At 48.7% G+C, this 18,188-nt stretch carries 18 protein-coding genes and 1 pseudogene; 12 read left to right on the forward strand and 7 right to left on the reverse strand.

Annotation, left to right across the window (positions count from 1 at the left end; translation table 11 throughout):
* Nucleotides 1–228: 228 nt before the first annotated feature.
* The 6 genes from ACTOY7_RS15190 (at nt 229) to ACTOY7_RS15215 (ending at nt 5,162) form a co-directional block, all read left to right on the forward strand.
* Nucleotides 229–474: a hypothetical protein gene (locus ACTOY7_RS15190; protein WP_482671156.1), complete on the forward strand. Its 246-nt coding sequence runs from the start codon at nt 229–231 to the stop codon at nt 472–474.
* An 89-nt stretch (nt 475–563) separates the two neighbouring features.
* On the forward strand, nt 564–1,046 hold the full coding sequence (locus tag ACTOY7_RS15195) for a hypothetical protein (RefSeq protein ID WP_482671157.1): 483 nt from the start codon (nt 564–566) through the stop codon (nt 1,044–1,046).
* Nucleotides 1,047–1,077: 31 nt separating this feature from the next.
* A complete protein-coding gene (locus ACTOY7_RS15200) occupies nt 1,078–1,296 on the forward strand; it encodes a GxxExxY protein (protein ID WP_300885501.1) in 219 nt (72 codons plus the stop codon).
* Nucleotides 1,297–1,305: 9 nt separating this feature from the next.
* Nucleotides 1,306–2,544, forward strand: a complete 1,239-nt coding sequence (locus ACTOY7_RS15205; RefSeq protein WP_482671158.1) for an MFS transporter — start codon at nt 1,306–1,308, stop codon at nt 2,542–2,544.
* Between the two features lie 180 nt (nt 2,545–2,724).
* Nucleotides 2,725–3,687 (forward strand): flavodoxin family protein, encoded by a 963-nt coding sequence (locus ACTOY7_RS15210; RefSeq protein WP_482671159.1) that lies wholly within the window; start codon nt 2,725–2,727, stop codon nt 3,685–3,687.
* A gap of 83 nt (nt 3,688–3,770) precedes the next feature.
* A complete protein-coding gene (locus ACTOY7_RS15215) occupies nt 3,771–5,162 on the forward strand; it encodes an MFS transporter (RefSeq protein ID WP_482671160.1) in 1,392 nt (463 codons plus the stop codon).
* A 615-nt stretch (nt 5,163–5,777) separates the two neighbouring features.
* Here ACTOY7_RS15215 and ACTOY7_RS15220 read toward each other — a convergent pair.
* From ACTOY7_RS15220 to ACTOY7_RS15235, 4 genes and pseudogenes are all read right to left on the reverse strand, one after another.
* Nucleotides 5,778–6,755, reverse strand: a complete 978-nt coding sequence (locus ACTOY7_RS15220) for a WYL domain-containing protein (protein WP_482671161.1) — start codon at nt 6,753–6,755, stop codon at nt 5,778–5,780.
* Between the two features lie 13 nt (nt 6,756–6,768).
* Nucleotides 6,769–8,001, reverse strand: a complete 1,233-nt coding sequence (locus ACTOY7_RS15225) for a WYL domain-containing protein (protein ID WP_482671162.1) — start codon at nt 7,999–8,001, stop codon at nt 6,769–6,771.
* Nucleotides 7,980–8,411: a Fis family transcriptional regulator gene (locus ACTOY7_RS15230; RefSeq protein WP_482672570.1), complete on the reverse strand. Its 432-nt coding sequence runs from the start codon at nt 8,409–8,411 to the stop codon at nt 7,980–7,982. Before ACTOY7_RS15230 ends, ACTOY7_RS15225 begins: the two co-directional genes overlap by 22 nt.
* A 109-nt stretch (nt 8,412–8,520) precedes the next feature.
* Nucleotides 8,521–8,973, reverse strand: a pseudogene (locus tag ACTOY7_RS15235) (DUF4869 domain-containing protein).
* A 413-nt stretch (nt 8,974–9,386) separates the two neighbouring features.
* On the opposite strand from ACTOY7_RS15235, the gene ACTOY7_RS15240 reads away from it, so the two are divergent.
* Nucleotides 9,387–9,827, forward strand: coding sequence for a hypothetical protein (locus ACTOY7_RS15240; RefSeq protein WP_300886087.1), 441 nt, complete (start codon nt 9,387–9,389; stop codon nt 9,825–9,827).
* A gap of 95 nt (nt 9,828–9,922) precedes the next feature.
* Nucleotides 9,923–11,032 (forward strand): slipin family protein, encoded by a 1,110-nt coding sequence (locus ACTOY7_RS15245; protein ID WP_300886088.1) that lies wholly within the window; start codon nt 9,923–9,925, stop codon nt 11,030–11,032.
* Between the two features lie 31 nt (nt 11,033–11,063).
* Here the strand turns inward: ACTOY7_RS15245 and ACTOY7_RS15250 are convergent, their stop codons facing one another.
* Nucleotides 11,064–12,482 carry an alanine/glycine:cation symporter family protein gene (locus tag ACTOY7_RS15250; RefSeq protein WP_482671164.1) on the reverse strand — a complete coding sequence of 473 codons (1,419 nt, stop codon included), beginning with the start codon at nt 12,480–12,482 and terminating at the stop codon, nt 11,064–11,066.
* Nucleotides 12,483–13,124: 642 nt separating this feature from the next.
* Here ACTOY7_RS15250 and ACTOY7_RS15255 point away from each other — a divergent pair.
* From ACTOY7_RS15255 to ACTOY7_RS15270, 4 genes are all read left to right on the forward strand, one after another.
* The gene (locus ACTOY7_RS15255) at nt 13,125–13,961 is read left to right on the forward strand and encodes a helix-turn-helix domain-containing protein (protein WP_482671165.1); all 837 of its coding nucleotides are present in this window, start codon (nt 13,125–13,127) and stop codon (nt 13,959–13,961) included.
* Nucleotides 13,951–14,826, forward strand: a complete 876-nt coding sequence (locus ACTOY7_RS15260; protein ID WP_482671166.1) for a DMT family transporter — start codon at nt 13,951–13,953, stop codon at nt 14,824–14,826. The genes ACTOY7_RS15255 and ACTOY7_RS15260 overlap by 11 nt, the downstream gene beginning before the upstream one ends.
* Nucleotides 14,827–15,074: 248 nt before the next feature.
* Nucleotides 15,075–15,929 carry a Fic family protein gene (locus ACTOY7_RS15265; RefSeq protein WP_482671167.1) on the forward strand — a complete coding sequence of 285 codons (855 nt, stop codon included), beginning with the start codon at nt 15,075–15,077 and terminating at the stop codon, nt 15,927–15,929.
* A complete protein-coding gene (locus ACTOY7_RS15270; protein ID WP_300886505.1) occupies nt 15,916–16,281 on the forward strand; it encodes an MGMT family protein in 366 nt (121 codons plus the stop codon). Before ACTOY7_RS15265 ends, ACTOY7_RS15270 begins: the two co-directional genes overlap by 14 nt.
* A gap of 31 nt (nt 16,282–16,312) precedes the next feature.
* On the opposite strand, the gene ACTOY7_RS15275 is transcribed toward ACTOY7_RS15270, so the two are convergent.
* On the reverse strand, nt 16,313–17,155 hold the full coding sequence (locus ACTOY7_RS15275; protein ID WP_160282764.1) for a MurR/RpiR family transcriptional regulator: 843 nt from the start codon (nt 17,153–17,155) through the stop codon (nt 16,313–16,315).
* 119 nt (nt 17,156–17,274) lie between these two features.
* Entirely contained in the window at nt 17,275–18,162 is an 888-nt protein-coding gene (locus ACTOY7_RS15280; RefSeq protein WP_482671168.1) for an ROK family protein, read from the reverse strand.
* Nucleotides 18,163–18,188: the final 26 nt, after the last annotated feature.

Raw genomic sequence — 18,188 nt, forward strand, 5'->3', positions numbered from 1 at the left:
GGGGAAGTCTGCGATTTTTTAAGGTTGTATGTTCCAACCACTCATTCTTTCACACGTTTCGATGGCATTTATTCCAAGCACATACTAAGTTGTTAACATTGACTATTAAATAACAGAATTTGAGGGGAGCAGCTTTTACAAAGAGAATATATTGTAATCAGCCTGGATTTTCAGATGTTCAGTGCCGCGGACTTTGAGACAGAAAAAGACTTTACTGAAAACTTTTGTATGGAAATTTTAGGGGGTGCTGCGGCAAAAGATATTTCCGCAGATATACGGGGACAGATGGAAGGTTTGGCAGATGGATCTGTACAAAATGACAGGCTATCGACCCTGTTTCGCTGCCTGAGTAAGTGGTGCCGGCACTCAGAAAAAAAGATTGTACTGATGATCGACGAGGCAGACAGTGCTTCAAAATATCGTGTGTTTCTTGATTTTTTGGCTCAGTTGAGAGGGTATTATATTATATTATAAGAGAAAAGAAGCCGATATTTCAGTCAGTGATCCTTGCAGGAGTATATGATATAAAGAACCTGAAAAATAAGTTCGTAGAAGAGTATAGGATGAACAGCCCGTGGAACGTTGCGGCAGATTTTGATATAGAACTGCGTCTGAGAGAACATGGGATTGCAGGAATGCTGGCTGATTATGAGGAAGATCACCATACAGGAATGAATATTCAGGAAATTGCGGGATTGATTTATGATTATACGTCAGGCTATCCCTTTCTTGTGTCACGCATCTGTAAATTAATGGATGAAAAAGTTTATAGAGATGAAAATGAATTTGATAGAAATAAGGTATGGACGAAAGAAGGGTTTTTGACGGCTGTCCGTATGCTGCTGACAGAAGAAAATACATTGTTTGATTCTCTGGACAACAAGCTGATTGATTATCCGGATCTGAAACAGATGCTTCTGGAATTACTTCTTCAGGGAAATGTGATCGAATACGTACCAGGCAATTTGGGAATCCGCATGGCGGCGATGTCTGTTCCTCCTGTATATCAAACCGATCATCAACGGAACAGGAAATTACTATATTGAAGCAAAAACACGGACAAACCGGCGCGCGGATTTGATCATTGATTACTGCGGGGAGCAGCATATTGTAGAGTTAAAACTCTGGCGGGGACAGGAATATAATAAAAGAGGAGAGGAACAGCTTACAGACTACCTGGATCTTTACCATGCGAAGCCGGGATATCTTGTCAGCTTTAATTTCAATAAGAAAAAGAAGGTTGGTGTGGAACGGCTTCGGATCAAGGACAAGATTATTTTCGAAGCGGTGGTTTGAGAACAGGTGATGAGTATGAAACTGGGTGCTTATACGGATATCATAAAAAACGAAAAAAATTTCCGGTATATGATTCTGGCAAATATGATCAGCCGGTTTGGGGACTCTGTGGATGCCATCGCCTATAGCTGGATGGTCTACCAACTGACAGGCTCGGCGGCGTGGCTGTCTGTCATTCTTGGGGTGAATATGGTCCCGACGGTGCTGTTTCAGCCGCTGGGAGGCGCGCTGACGGAATATTTCCGCAAAAAGAGAGTCATTGTCATCTGTGACATTGCCCGGGGAGCTGTGGTCTTTTTCACAGGTGTGTGTATGCTGCTGGGAGTGTTAGAGCCGTGGCATCTGCTTGTTTTGACATTTATAAATTCCTCCATCGAAGCGCTGCGGATTCCAAATGGGCTTGCAATCCTGCCCAAAATCCTCAGGAAGGAGCATTATAAGGCGGCCATTTCCATGGACCAGGGGGTGCGGAGAACGTCCGAGCTGATCGGCATGGGCTGCGCCGGAATCATCATAGGGTGGATTGGAATCGGCGGGGCCCTGTTTGTGGATGCGGTGACCTTTCTGGCTTCCGGGCTTCTGCTTTTATTGCTGAGGGTGAATGAGGAGAGTGGGGAAGGGCAGCGGTTTCAGATGAAGGGGTATGCCGCCGCGCTCAAAGAAGGGTTCGTCTATTTTAAAACGAGTAAGCTGGCAATGATGGTATGTGTGATCTGTGTGGTACAGAATTTGTGTATGCTTCCCATCGAAAATCTGCAGGCTGCTTATATCAGCGAATACCTGAGGCTGGACGTATTTGCGATGTCAGTGGGCGGGACGGCGATTACGGCGGGCATGATATCCGGGGCGCTGCTTTTGCCTGTGATCTCCCGGAGAATCCCGGAAAAACAGGTTCTGATCCGGGGAGGAATCCTGATCGGGCCGCTGTATTTTTGCTATCTCGCGATCGGGATGATTCCTTTCAACGAGGGAAAATATCTTGGCTATTTTATTGCGGCGTTTGCCTTTGGAATGCTAAATTCCGTGATCGGGGTTACGGTCCAGGTGATCTTTGTGAGCAGCGTGCCGGAAGCGTTTGTGGGGAGGATCAGCGGGATATTTAACGCGCTGGCCTGCGGGTCTCTGCCGGTGGGATCATTTTTGCTTGCAGGCTTGTCGTCTGTATTGGCGATCCGGGAATTGTATCTGCTGACCGGGATTCTTTCGGGGATTCTGTTTCTGCTTATGGATCGGTCAAAAGGAAAATAGCACAGATATAGAAGCTTTCTGAGTCGGGACAAAAAATATGCTATATTTTTTGTCCCGGCTTTTTTGTATACAAAATAATAGACCAAAATTGATACCATATTAAGAGACTGACAGAGAAGCGGAAATTATAAAAAATATGTAAACTATCTTCATAAAACAAAAGAACGATGGAGGTAGAACATGAAAGTATTAGGAATTTCCTTTGGAAGAAGGAACCAGCGCAGTGACGTGATGGTGAAGGAAGCACTGTTTGCGGCAAAGGCAGCCGGAGCGGAGGTGCAGTTTATCAATACCGTGCGTATGGACATTGGACACTGCCGCGCCTGCGACTACTGCAGCCGCCTGCGCGACAAAGGGGAGACGGAGATCCACTGCTGCATGAAGGATGATTATCATATCCTGGAGGAAGCATGTCTGGACGCGGACGGGATCATCATCGGCGCGCCGGTCTATGCGGTGGGCATCGTCGGACAGTTTAAGAATTTTGTGGACCGTTTCGGACCGTCCCATGACAGGGCTGCATTGATCGAGGAGAACAAAAAACGGATCGAAGCAGGCAAGCCGGAACTTGACCCGAGATATTTTAAAGACCGCTATACAGGCTATATTTCCGTAGGCGGGGCGCAGACTCACAACTGGGTATCCCTGGGGCTTCCGATGCTGGATCTGTTCAGCTTTTCCTTCTGCATGAAATGTGTAGGTCATGTGGATGCCTATGACCAGGGCAGAACCGGTCATCCGCTGTTTGACCCGGAACTGATGAAAAAGTGCGCAGAGCTTGGCAAAGCGGTAGCAGAATCACTTGGAAAACCATATGAGGAAGTGAATACCTGGGTTGGAGAGGAAGGCGTATGCCCGGTATGTCATAACCCGCTCCTCAGTATGAACGGAACTACCCATGTGGAATGCCCCATCTGCGGCATTTGGGGAGATCTGTCTGTGGACGGAGACAAGGTGAAGGTAGAGTGGTCCGAGCAGGAGATCGCCCGCGCGCGGAATACAAATATTGGAATCTATGAGCATTATAACGAGATCCAGAACATGATCAAGGTCTGCGTGCCGAAGCTGATTGCGAATAAAGAGACGCTGCCGAAGATGATGGAAAAATATGAGAAATTCGAGGAAACGAATGAAAATATGTAACAGCGTAAGAATGGGAACGAAATACATACGGAGAGAAGAAGGAGCAAATATCTTTCAGAAGAAAAGATGAGATGGAGGGCACTATGAGCAACATAAATTTGAACCAATACGGCACAAAGCCATTGACTTTTGTCAATTATTTTGTATATGGACTGGGTAACTTCGCATCCCAATTGTCATGGACCATGGTCAGCACATACCTGTCTATTTTCTATACGGATGTCTTCGGACTTGGTGTAGGGGCGGTTGCAATGCTGATGCTGATCGCAAAAATCTGGGATGGTATCAACGACCCGATGATGGGAACACTGATGGAGCGTACTCATACAAAGTGGGGACGTTTCCGCCCATACATTTTTGTCGGGGCGCCGTTTTTGGTAGTATTTACAATTCTGACATTTACCGTGCCGGGATTTGGGGGCACTGCGAAACTGGTATATGCCTATGTCACCTACATTTTCCTGGGAATGGCATACACTATGACAAATGTGCCATATTTAGCACTGCCGACCGTTATGACACGTGACCCAAAAGAAATTAATAAGCTGAATGCGGCACAGATGATGGGTATGACGATCGGACAGATCGTACTGAATCTGTTTGTGCTGAATCTGGTACTCTGGATCGGAAAAGGCGATCAGGCTGCCGGGTATCAGGGAGCAGCGGCGCTTCTGGCACTTATCGCGCTGCCGATGTTCTGGGCGGTAGCTGTATTATCTAAGGAGCAGATCACGGTAAAGAAGGAAGATCAGGGCAAGGTCAGCGAGGGGCTGAAACTGGTGTTCAGAAATAAGAACCTGCTTTGCGCAATGATGTATTCATTTTTTAATATGTTTGGTATTCTTGGACGCATTTCTGTAGCAGTATTCTTCTATATGCACTGTGTAGGAAATTTTGCCCTGATTTCTGTATTTATGATGATGCAGATGGCAGTAGGTACGATTGTAATGCCTTTTGCGCCGAAGTTCCTGGAAAAATTCGGCAGACGGAAGACGGCAGTTATTTCTATGATTATTCAGGGCGCGGCTTTGATCCTGTTGTACTTCGGGCCGTCGAAGAGCATTCCGTTCAACTTTTTATGCATGGTCATCTATGGAACCGGATATATTGCAGGTCCCTGTGGTGCCGGCATGATGGTCGATGCTATTGATGATTTTGATGACAAGTATGGTTACAGAAATGACGGCATGGCATTCTCTTTCCAGGGAACTGCAATCAAGATCGCAACCGCAATTGCAAACTCTGCATTCCTGTTAGTTATGGGCGCGTTCGGATATGTAGGCGGCGGAGACATTACGGAGCATGTACAGACCGGTATCAATCTGGCGGCAAACTTACTGCCTGGTATCGTATTCCTTATTGGAATCATCCCGCTGATGCTGTATGACCTGGATAAGCCGGGATATATGGATGCAGTCAGGGAAAGACTGGTTGCAAGGGATAAGGCGAAGAAAGAAGCGGAAAGCATAGAATAAAAAAATTCTGTCATGAAGCGATATACATTCGGGCTGCGTTTATACGCAGCCTTTTTGAACGAGAGGAAGGGGGAGTGAATGAACCGTAGATATTATTCTAATTGTGATAATTGATTTAGTTTTGTATGATGTCTTGACATACGGTGAGCCTTTTTATATACTATAAGAGGTGATAGGCGTTGATTGTTTTTTTATGAGAGCTTATCATATAGAAATACGATTATATCGCATTTCTGTAAAAAGTGGTGAGTCCTACCATAAAGTGGAAACGATAAAAGCAGTGAGTCCTACTGTGAGTGGAAGCGATAAAAGCGGTGAGTCCTACCGAAAGTGGAAACCATTCAGGCTGCGTTTATACGCAGCCTTTTAAAATAGGAGAAAAATATGAAGCAAAAACGTCTGAATCTATACTTGGTTGAAATAAAATACATTCGGGATTAAGCAAAAGCCGATGAACATGTTATGTCGGTTTCACCACAGATTTCTAAAGAAAAGCGTCCATTCATAGGCATTATCGTTATCTGCGGAACTGAGAAATATTTAATCTTCTTAAACGGAGATGCTGTGATTTTGCCAGGCTGGAGGCTGTTCTTCAAAAGAAAATGCAGTAAAACTTTAACTCGAAATCACGGGCATACTTAATGCCCTCTGCCGCCGGAGCCTTGCTTTCAGGCTGCGGAGGAACCTCTTATTCCCCATCACGGTTAGCATGGGGCCGAAGGACAGGACTTCGATCAGCAGTTCCGTTTCCATACTCTGGTTATAATAGATGAGGCATTTATAGGTGTCCTCATCTATTTTTGCGGTATTTTTTTCATAGTTGGCAAAATGCAGCATAGCCCGTTCCAGAGCGTTGCGTCTGTTGACGATATGGAGTGTTACAGGCTCTTTATAGTAGGAATTGCGGATCAGCGTATTCAGGTCCATGCAGGAAGAAAGTATTTTCTCCACAGGCCGGACGCTTTGAATCCGGGAAAGGTTCAAAAGCTCCAGATTCATTCTTCCGTTTTTTCCTGGATTCAGGGCCAGAAGGCGGAATTTGTCATTTTTTACGGAATATTCCAGCCGGGCGGGGACATATTGGTGGTGCAGACGGTTTCCACTTGGCGAAATGTAATCGATATCCACATACTGCCGGTTTTTCTGCGCCTGGAGCAATATTCGGAAACAATGGCGATAGCGTTCATCCTGGTAAGGGTCGCCGTCTGAAAAACGGTCGTAGTAGTAAAACTGTTCCGGCCGCCAGAGAGGAGGGACGTCGGAGAGCATGTGACGCAGGTCTTTTAACTGCTCCGGTTCCAGGAATAATCCCATGCGGGGATCGAATAAGAGGGCTTTCAGATAAGATTTTTCCAGGGCGGAGAGGGGCGTCAGAAAGTCGGTGCGGAGTCTGGACAGATAGAGTCCGCCATTTTTTTGAAACAGATTCCAGGTTCCGTCTTCGATTTTGGGAATGATGGAGAGGAGGCTTTCTTCGAAGCCTTCCCGGCAGATCCGGCTGCGGATATCCTGTATGGTAAGAGCGCTTTGACCGGACAAAAGATGCCGCAGAACCTGATAATAACAACTGTAAATTTCTGAAAAAAGTTCCATTTGTGCTGTTCTCCTATATGTCGTACATTCGATACATGGTCTGCAGATCGTGGTAAAATCGCTGTTCGACCAGCTTGTTGCTGCATTCCAACGAGAGGATACGGCCTGTAAAGGTGCGGACCCAGGGCAGCATTTCATTGCAGTCAAAGGCATGGGTCTCGTACCGATAGACATGTTCCCCGACCTTTGTAACGCTGCCGCCCCGGCCTTCCCGTTTCAGGCGGTCAACGATATAACCTTCCCCGGGCTCAATCACCTGGAGGATCATGGACAGGCTTTCCAGCCGGCGGCCTCCTCCCCCCTGAAAGGATACGCCCCAGAGGCTGGGGCGGTTTTGGGTCAGTTTGTCCAGTAGCTGGCCGTAATCTTCGGCGGTTTCCAGCAGAGCCACATGCTTGAGGGCATCCAGGCGAAAGCAGGAGAAACGCCTGCTCCTGCAGAGATATCCGCACAGGAAACGGCGGCCGCTTCTGGTGCTGATAAAGATCTGCAAAGGGACGCATTCCGCAGTGCTTACGGTTCCATGGCGGGAGCTTTTCAGATCCATGCGTACCGCTTTATGCTGGTTCATCGCATTCAGAAGCTCCAGGAGAATTTCGTCTTCCAGGGTATGTACAAAGAAGCTGTGTTTCACGCGGAAGGAGCGGTTCTCATGGTCAAACTGCTGGGAGAGTTCATTTCCGATGATCCCGAAATGGCCGGCCATCTGAAAAAAAGAACAGGCGTCCAGAACCTGTCTGTTGGAGCCAAGCCAACGGGCGAGGGAATTGTCCAGGGAGAACAGGACGGTTTTGCCGGATTTTGTTTTTACGAGCAGGCCCTCCTTTTCGTAGGCATTGCATTTTCGGCGGACAGTCTGGATATCAAAGAGGGCTTCATACTGCGTGAGCAGGCTGTCCGTGATCTCTTCCAAAGTGTGGGGGCGGCCGTCCTGAAGCAGATCCAGTATCAGAAAGTGAAGGACGATATCGTTGTCTGTGAAGCTTTTGGTTTTCCAGACTCGAAACAGCGGGTTAGTGTCCAGAAGGCTGCTGTCAATGGCAAGGGAAATGCTGGAGCCGCCGGGGGCGTAGTCTTTGCGCACGTAAGGGGCAAGCCAGCTTTCCAGACGCCTTCGCTCATTGTCATAAGTCCGGGGACTCTTTTCCTTAAAATCGTTTCTGGTTTTGAAGCCGTAGACGAAGAAGTCCCGTACGTAGTCCCTGGTTTTTGGGAAACTTTTTATCAGTTCGTGGAAGTCGGACATGTTTCGGGGGGCTCCTCTCTGAGATTTTGGATGATGATTTCCATTTTATTATTCTCAGCAACAGGATAATTGCTGTATAATTCCTTTAGCTGATGGTAAGATTCTTTTATATCTGTATGCTTTCCATCAGTTACAATCTCATATATTTCATGGATACTGTAAGGCAGCATTTTCAGCGGGGAACGACTAACCAGTACGAAATAATTTCCGGAGATTTTTACAAATTCCGCAAATTCTTTCGAGAATACAAAATGATTATTTTCTTCAATAAATATAATCGTATCTTTTAATGGATATAATGCTTCTTCCCAGGTACGTCCGACTTCACGGCGCAGATACACATAATAATCGGCATCTGTGGTTACAGAATATCCGGATTCTCTCCCAACCCTCAGATATTCATACATCATATGGAGCAGCGTTGTTTTTCCGGTGGCACTTTCTCCTTTGATTATCGTAATATTTCTTTTTATAGAAAATTCAAACAGTACTTTTTTGCTTTTTACCCTGAAATGATAACTACCCTTCATCCTGCATGGCCTCCGCTTCCAATAACCCATCCACATACTCTGTCGGATTGCGGACGATTTTTCCTGTATTCATAATCTGGATTTCAAATGTACCCTCAAAACGGATGATGTGCTGCAGATATACGGTCAGGTCTTTTGACTCGGCGATCTTTAAAACCCATTTTGCGCAGTTATTTCCGCAGTTGGACAAATTGTATACAAACGAATCGTCTTTCAGCATCAGGATCAGAACCTATACTCCGCCGGATAAATCTTTCGGCGTAATTGCTCCTAAAACAGGACTCTCGATGATATGAGCGCTGATGACAGCGGAATGGTCAACATCCTGAATCATCTCTTTGACAAAAGCATCCTCAATCCATTCATCTTCATATACGTTATCAAAATAGGCAGGAGCGTCATTCATATATTCGGTCCCGCCGTAATACCATATTTTCAACATATTGAGTTTCCTACTTTCCCAATTTTATTCCCGAGAAGCAGCAAGCCAAGCAGCCGTGCCGCATGATGCATTAACAGTATACTTTATAGACGGCAGAAAAATCAAGCAGGTCACAGAAAGTTCGCAACTTTTTTGAAATGATCTTTTGGAATATATTTCATATAATTATATCGCGCGGGTATCGGGAGACACTCCCTGCCCGGCGGTGCCTGCAGCGTGCTGTTAGGTATATCATATATAATCCGTATCTGTTCGGCAATGCCTCAGATACGACTGCAGTCCCATGGAAATTGCTTTTTTGCAATAGGGATTGCTCCTGCAGATTCTTAACCTGGAGGTTAAGAAGGATTTGTGGTGTCGAGGGTTCGACTCCCTTCCGTGCAAACGGTAGCTCAGTGGGTAGAGTACACAACATGATGGTAAGGCAATCAAGCCTGCGGTTCGAATCCGCTCAGGAAAATGCTTTTATCCCGAAATCCGGCACGGCAGCGCGAACCGCTGCCATGCAGTTTGGCCTGCTGCCAGCAGGACGGGGATACCGCAGTAAGGAATTGCCGCAAAATAATTCCAACCGCACAGCTGGAATTATTTTGCGGCAGTTCCTGAGAAGAAAGGGGGAACAGCAGCCCGCAGAAGATATTTCACCGGTTCTTCCGGGTCCGCAGGATCTGACAGCGGATCACAGGATCACAGCGGGGATATCGGGGCGCGGGCCTGCCCTTCCTCCCGGACTGCTGCCAAACCGTGCTGCGCTGCAGCCCGCATTCCATCCGGCCATGCAGATGTCTGACCGGGCGGAAGGGGCGCTGCACCAGCAGCCATGCCTCCGCATCCGGCTGAAGGATGAGGGATAAAAGGTTACCATTTGCGGCCGGCCAGGCCGTGAACTGCTGCTAGAAAAGTATTGATAAAATGGAAATGAATGAAAATAGATCGGAGGGAAACAGCAATGAAGTATATGATTCAGGATAATCAGGCAGGATTTGTATTAAAGAACGGGATCTTTCAGAAAATGATCACCGCCGGGACGTACCATTTTTCTAAAATAGCAGGTTACAGGGTGGAGATTGAGGAGATGACAGGGGAAGTGGATTATATGGACGTTCCCTATCCGGTTCTTTCGAGAGATCCTGCATTTCTGGAGGCCACCGTACACATGGAGATTCCGGACGGCTCCATTGGATTTCTCTACATAAACGGAAAACTTTCCTCCTATGCAAACCGGAAGGAGTATACCTTCTGGAATGTATTTGACAAGCATGAGATCCGGATCGTGCCGATGACGGAAACGATGACGGGGCCCGAGGTGTCCAGGCAGATGCTTTCGCTGGTTCCCGGAAAGCTCTATACGGAGGTAAAGGTCGGGGAAGGGGAGACCGGGCTGGTGTATTATGACAACGTTTTGCAGAAGCCGCTTTCCAGGGGGATCTACCGTTTCTGGAATTACAAGCACAGCATTTCCTATAAGGTGCTGGACATGAAGCAGAGGGAACTGGATATTGTCGGGCAGGAGATCCTCACGAAGGATAAGATCGGAATCAGGATGAACGTTTCCTGCATCTATAAGATCCGGGATGCCGTAGAATTTGCCGCAGCCATCTCGGATCTGAAAGGGCAGCTGTACTCCGCGGTGCAGCTTGCGATCCGGGAGATCGTGGGGAATTATAAGCTGGATGAGATTCTGGAGGCTAAGGAGCGGATCTCCGCAGAGATCTATGAGGCGTTAAAGGACAGGGAGGGGATGTTCTGTGTGCATTTCCTGACGGCCGGGATCAAGGACATCATCCTGCCAGGCGAGATCCGGGCGATCATGAACTCCGTGCTGGTGGCGGAAAAGACCGCCCAGGCAAATGTGATCTCCAGGCGGGAAGAGGTGGCATCCACCAGGTCGCTGCTCAACACGGCGAAGCTGATGGAGGAAAATCAGACACTCTATAAGCTGAAGGAACTGGAGTATCTGGAGCGGATCTGCGGGAAGGTAGGCGAGATCTCCGTCAATGGAAACGCGGGGATCGTGGAGCAGTTAGGCCGTCTGATGGGGGCGGAGCGGGCGGTGTGATACCGCCCCGATCCATGTCCCCATGTCTTGATTACCGCAAGGGTTTTGATGTCCAATAATCAACATCGTGGGGAAGCCCGATTTCTTTTGCACAGAAGAAAGGAGTGTCCTTCCTGCGAAGCTGCTCCTCATAGTCCTGTAAGGCTTTCAGAGCGTATTTGCCGAGAAGGAGGATCACCGGCATATTGATGATGGTCATGAAGCCCATAGTCACATCGGCGATATCCCACAAAAGGTCGGCGCTCAATCCGGCACCCGCGAAGATCACCAGCGAGGCGATGATCCGATAGACGATCATAAAGCATTTGCCGGGCGTATGTCCGAACATATAATTGAAAACATGATCCACATAAAAGAGATTTCCCAACAGGGTGGTAAACGCGAACAGGACCATGGATACGGTGATAAAGAGAGGCCCGAACATCCCCAGCGTACTCTGCAGCGCTTCCTGTACATACGGCGCGCCTGAGAGCGCTTCTGTGGGCTCAATCCCGGAACACATACACATAAATGCGGTTGCGGAGCACAAAAGAAGCGTATCGATGAACACAGACAAAACTTGCACCAGGCCCTGGGCAGCAGGATGGTTCACATCTGCGGAAGCAGACGCGTTGGGCGCGGAGCCGACGCCGGCTTCATTGCTGTAAAGTCCCCGCTTGATCCCGTACATGACGCAGGAACCGCTGAAGCCGCCCATAATGGGCTGGAAGTCAAAGGCTTCCCTGAAGATGCGGGAGATCACGGCGGGCAGATAGGTAATGTTCATAACGATCACCACCAGGGAGACCAGCACATAGGCAAGTCCCATCATGGGAACCATCACACTGGTGACCCGGACGATACGCTGTCCGCCGCCCAGCAGGCAGTATCCCACAATGACCGCAAGTACCAGCCCGATGATCCAGGGGGTCAGATCCGGATCATAAAAGCTGTAGGATGCGAAGGTGGACTGCAGGTTGTAAGAGGCCAGCATGTTGAAGCCGAATCCATAGGTCAGAACCAGGCATATGGAAAATACGAGCGCCAGCGGACGGCTGTGGAGGGCGGCTTCAATATAATAGGCAGGCCCGCCGTAGCTTCCGTGTGGGCCGCGTTTTTTGTAGATCTGGGCCAGGGTGCTTTCGATAAAAGCGGAGGCAGCGCCGATGACGGCAATGATCCACATCCAGAAAACAGATCCGAAGCCGCCCAGGCAGATGGCCGTTGACACGCCGATGATATTGCCGGTGCCTACACGGGATGCCGTAGAAACCATGAGCGCCTGGAAGCTGGAAACCTTGTCGTCCCCGCCGGCCGGCTTTTCCATGATGGCCCGGAAAGCCTGCCCGATCATGCGGAACTGAACAAAGCGAGTCCGAACCGTGAAGTAAATACCTCCTGCCAGCAATAAGATGATCAGCAGATAGCCGTACATAAAATCACTGATCCATGAAACAATATTTGAGATCATAATCTTCCTCCTGTCTTTTGAGTACGATGGCCGAATGACAAAAACTATGTTTATTATACAGAAAGTGCTGCGGGAAAGCAAATATTTTCCACCTGTACGGTTGCAATCCATAATCTCAGTTTTATGCAATTCATTGCAATAAAACTGAGATTATGGATTAGCAGCCTACTCTTGAATGAGCAAAAAACGGCTGCGTTAGCAGACGTAAGAGTGCGTCAGCACGGTTTTTGCGAATGGATGAGTAGGTTGGAGGCTCTTTAGAGCATCCAACCGTACAGGTGGAATATTTTCAGAAAATATTGACAGAATGAAAATTCACATCTTCCTGTTAAGATTCTATATCGTGTGATTTCACCTAAAAAAGTATTACATAAAGCGATCGTCTGTTCCATATGCGAAGCAGCTTTGGATTCCTGCACGAATGGATATTTGACTGCGAAAGGAAAAGAGATTGACCGGAAACATGAAGATATTTTACAAGACAGAGCCTGGAATAAGGGGTACAATGATTGTGCCGGCAATGTAAAATATCCTGTGAAAAGATGCGGTGAAAAAGCCGCCTGCATCTAAAAACTGCCGGAAGACGGCGGAATGTTCAGGAAAGAGAGCTGCCGTACAGATTTGCGATGGAGGAGATCCGCTATGAAAAAGGAGACACGGACCGCAGTATACGACGAGGAACTAAGGATCGAAGCCTACCGCTTTGAAGGGATCGTGCAGCCGTTTCCGAACCATTTCCATGGACATTATGTCATCGGGTTTGTGGAGGCGGGGCAGCGCGTTCTTTTCTGCAGGGACAGAGAATATGCGCTGGAAAAGGGCAGCATCCTGCTTTTTAACCCGGGCGACAGCCATGCGTGCCTGCAGAGCGGCGGGGAGACATTTGATTACCGGGGACTCAATATTTCCAGGGAGGTTATGCTTGACCTGGCGGAGGAGGTGACCGGAAGGCGGGAGCTTCCGGGCTTTTCAAAGAATGTCATCTATGATGAGGAAGCAGGCAGCTGTCTGTGTCTGCTGCATGAGATGGTCATGACGGGAACCGGTGATTTGGGAAAAGAGGAAACACTGCTGTTTCTGCTTTCGCTCCTGCTCCAAAACTGCGGTCAGCCTTTTGACAGGTGCAGCCCGGAGTGCCGGACGGAGATTGAGAAAGCCTGCGGATATATGGAGGTGCATTTTAAGGAACGGATTTATCTGGATCAGATCTGCCGCTATGCAGGGCTGAGTAAATCCACGCTGCTCCGTGCGTTTACAAAGTCGAAGGGAGTTACGCCCTACCGCTATCTGGAGACAATCCGCATCAACGAAGCAAAAAAACTGCTTGCGGAGGGGATGACGCCTTTGGAAGCGGCCATAGAGACGGGCTTTTCGGATCAGAGCCATTTTTCGAATTATTTCAACCAGTTTATCGGGCTTACGCCGGGAATCTACCGTGAAATCTTTTGTGAAAAGGAGGGCGGCGCATATGGGGAGTAGAAAATCAGCCGGGCATCTGGCGGCGCTGTTTACGATTATCATCTGGGGAACGACATTTATATCGACGAAAATCCTTCTGGCAGATTTTCAACCGGTGGAGATTTTGTTTTTCCGCTTTGTCATAGGATTCGGGGCTTTGATCCTGGCCTGTCCGCGCAGGATGAAAGGCGTGGGCCGCAGGCAGGAGAAGGTTTTTGCGCTGGCCGGGCTGTGCGGGATCTGCCTGTACTATCTTCTGGAAAATATCGCGCTTACCTGTACGCTTGCATCCAATGTGGGGGTCATCATCTCGGCGGCTCCGTTTTTTACGGCAATATTGTCAAGGCTGTTCATGAAGTCGGAGGGGAAGCTGGGGCCTGCTTTTTTCATAGGATTCGGGGTGGCGATGTCCGGCATCCTGATGATCAGCTTGAACGGTTCCGGGCCGGAGCTGAATCCGGCAGGGGATATACTGGCGCTTCTTGCGGCTTTTGTGTGGGCCTGCTATTCTATTTTGATGAGAAAGATCGGAGACTTCGGCTATCCGGTGATCCTTGCCACCCGCAGGACATTTTTTTATGGGATACTGTTTATGGTTCCGGCGTTGTTTGTGTTTGACTGTAAGATCGGGGCGGAGAGGTTTGCGGATGGAACGGTTATGTTTAATCTCCTCTATCTGGGGCTGGGGGCGTCTGCCCTTTGCTTTGCTACGTGGAATTTTGCGGTGCATGTACTGGGGGCGGTGAGGACAAGCGTCTATATTTATATGGTTCCGGTGATCACGGTTGTGACTTCCGCGCTGGTTCTGAAAGAGCCGGTCACCTGGATGTCGGCCGGGGGGACGGTGCTGGCAGTCGCAGGACTTTTTATTTCCGCGAAGCAATGAGCCAAGCAGCCATGCCTGCATGGATATTTGGCGATTGCCGCGAGGCAGTGAGCACGGGCAATATCAATACATGGCAGGCACTGTATATAAAAATATCTGTGTGATAAGAACATAAATGGTTTCGTTTTATTTAAGAAAAATCAACTGCTTTCTGGAGTCAAAAACAAGGAATTGAACCCTGAAGATCCGTATGATATAATAATTTTACTTTTACGAGGAACGTCAAGGAAAATTCAGGATGGTGGATTATGAATCAAAAACAGAACGCCTCAAAGCCATGGCAATTCGACCTGGAAGAGTATATCCGGCAGGGAGAAGCCGGGAAAGCGGAAAAGAGCTGCGCGTGGAAAACGGCAATCGGCCTGCAGGATGTGGATGGACTGCAAACATCGGCATATCTGCTGGAGACAGCGAAGGAGCATATTGAGGGATATATTGATATTGATACTGCGCAGAAACGGATCGACAGCTATTACGAGACCCGGACGGAGCGCAGGGAAGAGGAAAAGGGTACGGAGGAGGCAGACAGGGTTGCTGCACGGATCACCCAGATTCTCAGCGAAAAGACATTCCAGTTTTCACCGGCGGAATACAGGATGATTCATAAGCGTCTTTTCTTTGGTATCTACGATCACGCAGGAATGGCCCGCACCTATAACATTACGAAAAAAGAATGGGTGCTTCATGGAAAAAGTGTATTTTATGCGTCGGCAGACAGCATCAACGCGACGTTAGAATACGATTTTGGACAGGAAAAGCAATTCTCTTATAAAGGGCTGTCATTGCAGGAATCCGTAAGGCATCTGGCAAAATTTACTTCTGATATCTGGCAGATTCATCCGTTTTGCGAGGGGAATACAAGGACTACGGCCGTATTTATTGTGAAATATCTGAAAACATTTGGATTCCATATCAACAATGATGCGTTTGCAGAGCATTCCTGGTATTTTCGAAATGCCCTTGTGCGTGCGAATTACAACGATCTGACGCGGGGTATCCATGCAACTACGGAATATCTGGAGCATTTTTTTGGAAATCTGCTGTTAGGTACGGAGTATGAGTTAAAGAATCGAAATCTGGTGATTGATGATGGATTTTTATAAACGGATGGAACTGGTATGTGAGCGGATTCCGGCAGGCCGGGCAGCGTCCTACGGGCAGATCGCCCTGCTCTGCGGAAAGCCGGGCAATGCCCGGCAGGTTGGTTATGCCCTGCGGCGGGGACGGGCGGGGAAGAGTGTCCCCGCCCATCGGATTGTGAATGCCAAGGGGATCTTAAGCGGCGCGGAGGCTTTTGACACTCCGGAGACCCAGAAGCGGCTTCTGGAGTCGGAGGGCGTCCGGGTGCAGAAGACGGATGCGGGCTGGCGGGTGGATCTGAGAGAATACGGATGGGTCAACTCGATCGAAGAGGCGGAGGAGCTTTACCGGATTTTTCAGGAAAGGGGAATATAAAAGAGAGGGCCGGTGATGCTACATCACCGGCTCATTCGATCACTTCCCGACGTTTGTGTTCCCCTTCCTCCAGCGCCCGCAGCGTATTGTCATGAAGAAGCTCTTTGGCAAATTTGTCTTGTCCCACATAATAGGAATACATGATATCCAGCATGACCAGAATGGGAAACTGGGGGGAGATCACATTGCCGTGGTTCAGATGCCGGAGGGAGGGCAAAAGCACGATCTCGTCGCAGAACTCTTCGAAGATGCCCCGGTTCTTGGCGGTCAGGATGACCGTTTTGGCGCCTCTGCGGTGGGCCTCCCTGAGCAGGTAGAGCACATCCTCCTTTTCCCCGCTGATACTGATTCCGAATACCAGGCTGTTTGAGTCCTGGAACACGGCCTGCATGCGCATCAGGTCGGTGTCCTTGATGGAATCAATGTCTACCCCGATCCGCATAAAACGTAATTCCATTTCTTCGGCTGTCAGGCCGGAGCTCCCCCGGCCGCACACAAAGACCCGGCCAGACTGGTTGAGATACCGGCCGATCCGGGCAATCTGGGCCTCGTCTACCAGGCTGTAGGTCTTATTCAAAAGCTCCTGGTAGGCGTTGAGGACCATCCTTGTATTGCCGGTCATGGATTCCTGTTTTTCTACGAAAGTCTCTTCGTATTGGTATACGAACTCACGATACCCCCGGTAACCGCATTTTTTGGCAAAGCGGGACAGCGAGGCTTCAGATACATACAGCTTTTCGGAAATGGATTTTGCGGAAAAATCCATTTTCCTGCGGTTCTGTATAAAAAAATCTGCGATCGTTTTTTCGACCATTGTAAAGTTATCATAATTCGATTCGATCATGGGTACTACGGATTTTACATAATATTCCATTGGTTCCTTACCTGTTGTTTTGAGACGGATGTATTTGCTGAAACATGTTTGTACAGATACTCACAGCAAAATGCATTTGCTGTGAGTACCGTATCGGCCGCAAAGCGGCATATTTTCTTTTATACAGAGCGGCGCTGCATAAAGTGATAGAACGCCCCCAGCATTCCGGCATCATTTCTGTGCTTTGCGAATGCGATCCTTGTGCGGGAACAAATGCTCGGGATCAGGTACTTTTCCAGGGCGTGTTCCATCAGGGGCCTCAGATATTCTTCCTGGGCCATGATTCCTCCGCCCAGGACCACTGTCTCCGGATTGATCACATAGCAGATGTTCGCAATTCCCTGGCCAAGGACATCGGCCATTTCCTCGATTGCACGGACGCAGAGCCCGTCGCCCTTTTTTGCCTCTTCAAAGATGTGGTATCCGTTCCAGACCTCCGCCGGTTCATTTTTCCATTCGGCAACTTTTCTGGTGAGGATACTTGCTGCCCCCAGTGTCTGAAAATCACTTCCGGCCATGTGCATGTACCCCACCTCACAGGCGCTGTTGCTAAAGCCGCGGAATACTTTGCCGTCCGCAATGATACAGCCTCCGATGCCGGTTCCGATGGTCAGCATGAGGGCGGGGGAGCAGCCTTTGGCCGCACCGGACACGGACTCCGCCAGGCCGGCGCAGTTCACGTCATTTTCCACTTCACAGGGAATTTTAAACCGCCGCTCCATCACTTCTTTAAACCGTGTGCCCGTATAATGGGGAATCAGCGGAGCGGCGTGAAAGATCTCGCCTTTCTCTGTGTCTACCATGCCTGCGGTAGAGATGCAGATGCCGCTGATCTGATTTGCGCCGATGTATTCGTCCGCAATGCCGACTGCCTTTTCCAGAATGGACGGGCCGCCTTTGTAGGCTTCGGTGCGCATCTGGCTGCGGCAGAGAAATTCGCCGCCTTCGCTTAAGATGCCGTATTTGATGGCGGTGCCGCCGATATCTATAGTTACATATTTATTCATATGTGTGCCCCTCTATTATAATATAT

The organism is Schaedlerella sp., from assembly GCF_056796775.1.

What these genes read in the sequence shown, in the direction of transcription:
- ACTOY7_RS15220 (WP_482671161.1), bottom strand. Translation starts at nt 6,755, where the DNA reads ATGGAACTTTTTTCAGAAATTTACAGTTGTTATTATCAGGTTCTGCGG.
- ACTOY7_RS15265 (WP_482671167.1), top strand. Translation starts at nt 15,075, where the DNA reads ATGAATCAAAAACAGAACGCCTCAAAGCCATGGCAATTCGACCTGGAA.
- ACTOY7_RS15230 (WP_482672570.1), bottom strand. Translation starts at nt 8,411, where the DNA reads ATGATGTATGAATATCTGAGGGTTGGGAGAGAATCCGGATATTCTGTA.
- ACTOY7_RS15250 (WP_482671164.1), bottom strand. Translation starts at nt 12,482, where the DNA reads ATGATCTCAAATATTGTTTCATGGATCAGTGATTTTATGTACGGCTAT.
- ACTOY7_RS15240 (WP_300886087.1), top strand. Translation starts at nt 9,387, where the DNA reads ATGATGGTAAGGCAATCAAGCCTGCGGTTCGAATCCGCTCAGGAAAAT.
- ACTOY7_RS15215 (WP_482671160.1), top strand. Translation starts at nt 3,771, where the DNA reads ATGAGCAACATAAATTTGAACCAATACGGCACAAAGCCATTGACTTTT.
- ACTOY7_RS15260 (WP_482671166.1), top strand. Translation starts at nt 13,951, where the DNA reads ATGGGGAGTAGAAAATCAGCCGGGCATCTGGCGGCGCTGTTTACGATT.
- ACTOY7_RS15245 (WP_300886088.1), top strand. Translation starts at nt 9,923, where the DNA reads ATGAAGTATATGATTCAGGATAATCAGGCAGGATTTGTATTAAAGAAC.
- ACTOY7_RS15275 (WP_160282764.1), bottom strand. Translation starts at nt 17,155, where the DNA reads ATGGAATATTATGTAAAATCCGTAGTACCCATGATCGAATCGAATTAT.
- ACTOY7_RS15270 (WP_300886505.1), top strand. Translation starts at nt 15,916, where the DNA reads ATGGATTTTTATAAACGGATGGAACTGGTATGTGAGCGGATTCCGGCA.
- ACTOY7_RS15195 (WP_482671157.1), top strand. Translation starts at nt 564, where the DNA reads ATGAACAGCCCGTGGAACGTTGCGGCAGATTTTGATATAGAACTGCGT.
- ACTOY7_RS15210 (WP_482671159.1), top strand. Translation starts at nt 2,725, where the DNA reads ATGAAAGTATTAGGAATTTCCTTTGGAAGAAGGAACCAGCGCAGTGAC.
- ACTOY7_RS15190 (WP_482671156.1), top strand. Translation starts at nt 229, where the DNA reads ATGGAAATTTTAGGGGGTGCTGCGGCAAAAGATATTTCCGCAGATATA.
- ACTOY7_RS15205 (WP_482671158.1), top strand. Translation starts at nt 1,306, where the DNA reads ATGAGTATGAAACTGGGTGCTTATACGGATATCATAAAAAACGAAAAA.
- ACTOY7_RS15280 (WP_482671168.1), bottom strand. Translation starts at nt 18,162, where the DNA reads ATGAATAAATATGTAACTATAGATATCGGCGGCACCGCCATCAAATAC.
- ACTOY7_RS15225 (WP_482671162.1), bottom strand. Translation starts at nt 8,001, where the DNA reads ATGTCCGACTTCCACGAACTGATAAAAAGTTTCCCAAAAACCAGGGAC.
- ACTOY7_RS15255 (WP_482671165.1), top strand. Translation starts at nt 13,125, where the DNA reads ATGAAAAAGGAGACACGGACCGCAGTATACGACGAGGAACTAAGGATC.